Source organism: Methylobacterium endophyticum, assembly GCF_050591105.1.
Lineage (GTDB): Bacteria > Pseudomonadota > Alphaproteobacteria > Rhizobiales > Beijerinckiaceae > Methylobacterium.
Genome location: NZ_JBNHES010000041.1, coordinates 1 through 5,601 on the forward strand (window position 1 = coordinate 1; position 5,601 = coordinate 5,601).

Annotated in this window: 6 protein-coding genes and 1 pseudogene; 3 read left to right on the top strand and 4 right to left on the bottom strand. The window is 69.4% G+C overall.

Annotated features, from left to right (window positions below; translation table 11 throughout):
• Positions 1–360: 360 nt before the first annotated feature.
• The gene (locus ACP56T_RS21740) at positions 361–948 is read right to left on the bottom strand and encodes a BA14K family protein (protein ID WP_430914094.1); all 588 of its coding nucleotides are present in this window, start codon (positions 946–948) and stop codon (positions 361–363) included.
• 114 nt (positions 949–1,062) lie between these two features.
• On the bottom strand, positions 1,063–1,827 hold the full coding sequence (locus ACP56T_RS21745; RefSeq protein WP_430914095.1) for an alpha/beta fold hydrolase: 765 nt from the start codon (positions 1,825–1,827) through the stop codon (positions 1,063–1,065).
• Between the two features lie 151 nt (positions 1,828–1,978).
• Here ACP56T_RS21745 and ACP56T_RS21750 point away from each other — a divergent pair, with 151 nt between their 5' ends.
• A complete protein-coding gene (locus tag ACP56T_RS21750) occupies positions 1,979–2,812 on the top strand; it encodes an FkbM family methyltransferase (RefSeq protein ID WP_430914096.1) in 834 nt (277 codons plus the stop codon).
• A gap of 186 nt (positions 2,813–2,998) precedes the next feature.
• Here the strand turns inward: ACP56T_RS21750 and sfsA are convergent, their stop codons facing one another.
• Positions 2,999–3,715: a DNA/RNA nuclease SfsA gene (gene sfsA, locus ACP56T_RS21755; protein WP_430914097.1), complete on the bottom strand. Its 717-nt coding sequence runs from the start codon at positions 3,713–3,715 to the stop codon at positions 2,999–3,001.
• A 92-nt stretch (positions 3,716–3,807) separates the two neighbouring features.
• On the opposite strand from sfsA, the gene ACP56T_RS21760 reads away from it, so the two are divergent.
• Positions 3,808–4,548 carry a competence/damage-inducible protein A gene (locus tag ACP56T_RS21760; protein ID WP_430914098.1) on the top strand — a complete coding sequence of 247 codons (741 nt, stop codon included), beginning with the start codon at positions 3,808–3,810 and terminating at the stop codon, positions 4,546–4,548.
• A complete protein-coding gene (locus tag ACP56T_RS21765; RefSeq protein ID WP_430914099.1) occupies positions 4,545–5,420 on the top strand; it encodes a formate/nitrite transporter family protein in 876 nt (291 codons plus the stop codon). The genes ACP56T_RS21760 and ACP56T_RS21765 overlap by 4 nt, the downstream gene beginning before the upstream one ends.
• Here ACP56T_RS21765 and ACP56T_RS21770 read toward each other — a convergent pair.
• Positions 5,408–5,601, bottom strand: a pseudogene (locus ACP56T_RS21770) (polysaccharide biosynthesis/export family protein); the annotation flags it as partial. The gene ACP56T_RS21765 and the pseudogene ACP56T_RS21770 sit on opposite strands and share 13 nt — an antisense overlap.

A 5,601-nucleotide genomic window follows, 5' to 3' on the forward strand; every position in this document is an offset into this window, starting at 1 on the left:
CTTCACGCAGGATGACGAGCAGATCCTCGACCACAGCCATGCCCCTCACAGAGAAAAGCTTGGTCAGAATCGATCAAACTCAAAAACGCAACGCCCACGATACTCATATGCGATTCCCCTGCCCCGCAAAGGGGGGAGGGAGACGCGCGGGGCCGGACGCGTCGACCGGAAATAGTAGCGAGGGCTGATTTTGTTCGAGGATTAGGGACCGGTCCGGTGCCGTCGCATGGCGAATGGCCTGATCCTCCGCGCATGGCGAAAACGCCCCTATCCTCCCAATGTCGCATCGGACCTGACGGCGGCACGAAAAAAGCCCCGCGCATCACGCGCGGGGCCTTCGATTTGGAGAGTCCCGAGAAACTACGGGCAGGCGTGACGGCGACCGTCGTTGCCGAGATAGGTTCCGCTGCGCAGGTCGTAGGAACGGAAACGGCGCTGGCAGTAGGCGACGTCCTCCGCGCCGCCCGTCACAACTTCCGTCTCCACGGGCTGCTCGTAGGCATATCCGGCCGGCGCGTAGCCGCCGCCGTAATAATACGGATCGTTGTAGTAGCCGCCATAGGCGCTCCCGGCGGCGAGACCGAGTCCCAGGCCGAGACCCAGCCCGGCGGCTCCGTAGCCGTAGCCGCGCCCGTATCCACGGCCATAGCCGCCGCGATGATAGGCATAACCGCCATGGTTGCCGAAACCGCCCGGATTCACGACGCCGCCCCGGCCGAAGCCGCCGGGATTGGCGATCCCGCCGGCGAAACCGCCGCGTCCGCCACCGATTCCGGCACCACCGCCGAAGCCGCCACCACGAAATCCGCCACCTCCGCCGCTGAAGGAGGGGCCGACGGTGACGCCGGTGGCGGCGGCACCGGCGGCGCTCTTCTGGGCGCTCGCGGTCACGGGAGCGAAGGCCAGGGCGCCGACGACGGCGGACACGGCCAGCAAGGTCTTGTTCATCAATCTCACCAAGCAGGTTCGAGAAACGTCTTGCCCAGTGAACGCGCGGTCCGGCCGTTTAGTTCGTTGTGCCGGGAAACTTGATTCGGGCTCCCCTTCCCAGCGCCGGTCCGCTCACGGCCTGGAGGAGAGGAAGGCGAGCACGCCGTCGCGATGGGGCTTCGCCCCGACGGCGGTGCTGTGGTCGCGGTCGGGAATCTCGAGCGCGCGGGCGTTCGGCATCAGCGCGGCGAGGGGCGCCGGGGAGCCCGCGACCGTATCGAGGCTGCCCACGGCGACGAGGGCCGGCACCTCGATGGTCGCCACTTCCGCCCGCGACAGGCTCTGGCGGGAGCCGCGCATGCAGGCCGCGAGCGCGCGCAGGTCGCTCTTGGTCTGCTCGGCGAAGATGCGGAACGCCTTCGCGGTCGGATCGGTGATGGGCGTACCCGCCGGCGCCTCCAGCGCGTCGGCGATGCCGGAGGGCAGCCCCCTCCCCTCGACGAGATGCATGCCGAGACCGCCGAGCAGCATGGAGCGCACGCGGCCCGGATGGTCGAGGGTGAGATAGGCGGCGATGCGCGCGCCCATGGAGTAGCCCATGACGTCGGCGCGGGGGATGCCGAGATGGTCGAGCAGCCGCAGCGCGTCGCCCGCCATCACGTCCGAGCCGTAGGCGGCCGGATCGTAGAGCTTCTGGCTCTCCCCGTGCCCCCGGTTGTCGAGGGCGATCACCCGGTAGCCGGCCTGGGTCAGGGTGCGCACCCAGAGCGTGTTGACCCAGTTGACGGCATGGTTCGAGGCGAAGCCGTGGATCAGCAGGATCGGATCGCCCGCCCCGGCGGTGGCCGGCACGTCGATATAGGCGATCGCGACGCCGTCCGAATCGAAGGTCTGCATCCGCTGGTCCGTGCCTGTCGATGATCTGGAGCAAGGGATTAGAACGCCCCGGCGCGCCCGGCAACGCGGAGCCGCTGACAGATCAAGCGCTTTGCCTTCAAGCCCTTGCAAGCTCTTGCGGCGCGGCGGCGCTGCTGGCATCACCCCGCCGATGAAGGACACCCAGCCCTACGGGACCTATGCGCCGGCCGGCCTCGTCGCCCGGATCGCCGAGCGCACGGGACGCCTCTCGCCGGATTCCTGGCGCGGGCGCCGGCTCGCCATGTTCCTGCGCCGCATCGCGATCTCGCTCCTGCGCGGCAAGCCGCTCGACGTGGAACGTCTCGGCGCGCGCATGCGGCTGCATCCCTACAACAACAATTGCGAGAAGAAGGTTCTCTTCACGCCGCAGTTCTTCGATCCGATGGAGCGCAACCTTCTCCGCGAGCGCTTGCCGGCCGATTGCGTGTTCATCGATATCGGCGCCAATATCGGCGCCTACGCGCTGTTCGTGGCCTCCTTCGCCGGAAAGCGCGCACGCATCCTGGCGGTGGAGCCGCAGCCGGAGATCTTCGACCGGCTCACCTACAACATCGCCCAGAACCCGTTCGGCACGGTCAAGGCCGTCGCCTGCGCGGTGGCGGACAAGGCGGGCGAGCTGACCCTCTTTCTCGATCCCCGCAACGCCGGCGAGTCGAGCCTCAAGATCGTCGGCACCAACGAGGGCGCCCAGATCAAGGTGCCGGCGGTGACGCTGCTCGATCTCGCGCGCGGGGAAGGCATCGCGCGCATCGACGCGGTCAAGCTCGACGTCGAAGGCGCTGAGGACCTGATCCTCGAGCCGTTCCTGCGCGAGGCTCCCCCGGCCCTGCTGCCGAGGCTGCTGCTGGTCGAGAACGGCCTCGACCATTGGCAGATCGACCTCCCCAAGCTGCTGGAATCCCACGGTTATCGCGAGATCGCACGCACCCGGCTCAACCTCGTCTTCGAGCGCGCCGGAGCCTGACCTCTCGTTCCGCGTCTCCCTCGCCCCTTTGCGGGAGAGGGTAGCCCGCGAAGCGGGTCGGGTGAGGGGAGCGCCCTTTCCTGATAGCGCGCTCCCCTCTCCCGACCCTCGCTCACGCGAGGGCCACCCTCCCCCGCAAAGGGGGGAGGGGGACGCGCTTAGCGACCGCCTCGAGCGGGAGTGGCATCAGTCCGGCGTCACGATGGGGATCGCCTGCGCGACGGCGACGCCTTCCGGGCCGACCTCGCAGCGGTAAGCGTGGGCCTCCACCCCCGCCGCCCGCGCGGCGCGAAAGGCGCGGTCGAAACCCGGATCGATGTCGCGGGCGACGTCGAAGCGCTCGGCGGCCATCTGCACCACCACCACGAGCATGGCGCGGCCGCCCTGCGCCATCACCTCGGCGAGGTCGCGCATGTGGCGGGCGCTGCGGGCGGCGACGCAATCGGGGAACTCGGCAAGGCCCGCCTGCCGCATCATGTGGCAGTTCTTCACCTCCACATGGCAGGGCGGCAGGCCGCCGCCGGTGGCCAGGAAATCGACCCGGCTGGCGCCGGCATAGCGGACCTCGGGCTTGAGCAGCTCGTATCCCGAGAGCGGCGCGAGGCGCCCCTCTCCAAAAGCTTCCGCGACGAGCCGGTTCGGTCGCAGGGTGTCGACGCCGACCCATTGCGGGCCGCCGGGCAGATGCGCCTCGACCAGCTCCCAGGAGAAGGCGAGCTTGCGCGACGGGTTGGCGGAGCGCGACAGCAGCACGCGGCTGCCGGGCTCGGCCAGCCCCAGCATGGCCCCCGGATTGGCCACATGCACGGTCAGCGGAGCGCCATCCGCCAGCTCGACATCGGCGAGGAAGCGTTTGTAGCGGCGCAGGAGCCGGGCCTCGATGAGCGGCGCTTGAAAGATCATCGTCGAACGGTCCGGTCCTCGGGGCGATCCGTATGGAAGCCGCCGGGGCGGCGCGCTAGTTGCCTGTCGCCACGCAACGCCCCCGGACCCCCATGCCGACCGATCCGTCCACCGTCACCGCCGCCGTTCTCGTGATCGGCGACGAGATCCTCTCCGGGCGCACCAAGGACAAGAACATCGGCACCATCGCCGATTACCTGACCGCGATCGCCATCGACCTGCGCGAGGTCCGCGTCGTCCCGGACGAGGCGGATGCCATCGTCGACGCGGTGAACGCGCTGCGCGCCCGCTACACCTACGTCTTCACCACGGGCGGCATCGGCCCGACCCATGACGACATCACCGCCGATTGCGTGGCGCGCGCCTTCGGCGTCGGTATCGACGTGGACGAGCGGGCGCGCGCCATGCTGCTGGAGCGCCACAGGCCGGAAGACCTCAACGCCGCGCGGCTGCGCATGGCGCGGATCCCGTTCGGGGCCGACCTCATCGCCAACCCGGTCTCCAAGGCGCCGGGCTTCCGCATCGGCAACGTCTACGTCATGGCCGGCGTGCCGACGATCATGCAGGCGATGCTCGACGAGATCGGCCCTACGCTCGCGACCGGCGTGCGGATGCTCTCGGAGACCGTCGAGGCCGGAGACCTGCCCGAGGGCCGTTTCGCATCCGACTTGTCGGAGATCGCCGCCGCCCATGGGAGCGTCGCCATCGGCTCCTATCCGTCGATCACGGCCGAGGGCTTCCGCAACAAGATCGTGGTGCGCGGCCGGGACGCCGACGCCGTCGAGCGGGCGCGGCAGGAGGTCGTCGCGATGCTCGCGCGGCTTCGGCGATGAGCGGCGAGCGCGAGGAGGCGGCGGCCAGGCGCGACGAGCTGGCGGAATCCGTCGAGCGCATCGCGCGGCCCGACGCCTATATCCTGCACGAGGTCATCCGCAGCCAGGGGAACGAGGAGATCCGCCGGCACGGGCTGGCGCTGTTCCTGTCGGCCTTCGCGGCGGGGCTCAGCATCGCGCTCTCGCTGATCGTGCCGGGCGTGCTGAAGGTGCATCTGCCGAAGGCCGAATGGACGCCGCTCGTCGTCAGCATGGGCTACGCGGTCGGCTTCCTGGTGGTGGTGCTGGGGCGCCAGCAGCTCTTCACCGAGAACACGATCACCCCGGTCCTGCCGCTGCTCCACGACCGCTCGGTCAAGACCGGGCTGCGGGTGCTGCGCCTCTGGTGCATCGTGCTCGTCGGCAACATCCTGGCGACGGCCTGCATCGCCCTTGTCCTCGCCTGGTCCTCCGCCTTCGAGGCCGAGGTGAAGGACGCCTTCGCCGAGCTCAGCCACCATGCCGTCGCCTTCCCGTTCTGGACGACGCTGGTCAAGGCGGTGTTCGCCGGCTGGATGATCGCCCTGATGGTCTGGATCCTGCCGGCGACAGGCACGGCGGCGCCCTTCGTCATCGCCCTGATGACGTGGCTGGTGTCTATGTGCGGGCTCGCCCATGTGGTCGCGGGCTCGGTGGAGGGCTTCTACCTCGTGGCCACCGGCGCCGCCTCCATGGGGGACTATGTCGGACGCTTCTTCGTGCCGACGCTGATCGGCAACGTCTTCGGCGGCGCGGCCCTCGTCGCCGTGCTCAATTACGGGCAGGTCGCCCCCGAGGTGGAGGAGACCAAGGAGGCCGAGGGCGCCGCGGCGGCGCCCGATCAGCGCGCGTAGGCCGCGATGGAGGCAGCCGAGGCGACCGGTGCGACCGCCGTCGAGAACACCGACAGCACCTTCTGCACTTCGGTGAAGGGCGCGTTGGAGACGTAGACGAGGTCGCGGTTCCTCATGCGGAAGGCCTGGGTGAGGAACAGGCTGTTGGGGTCGCGCATGTTGATGCGGTAGACCACCGGCA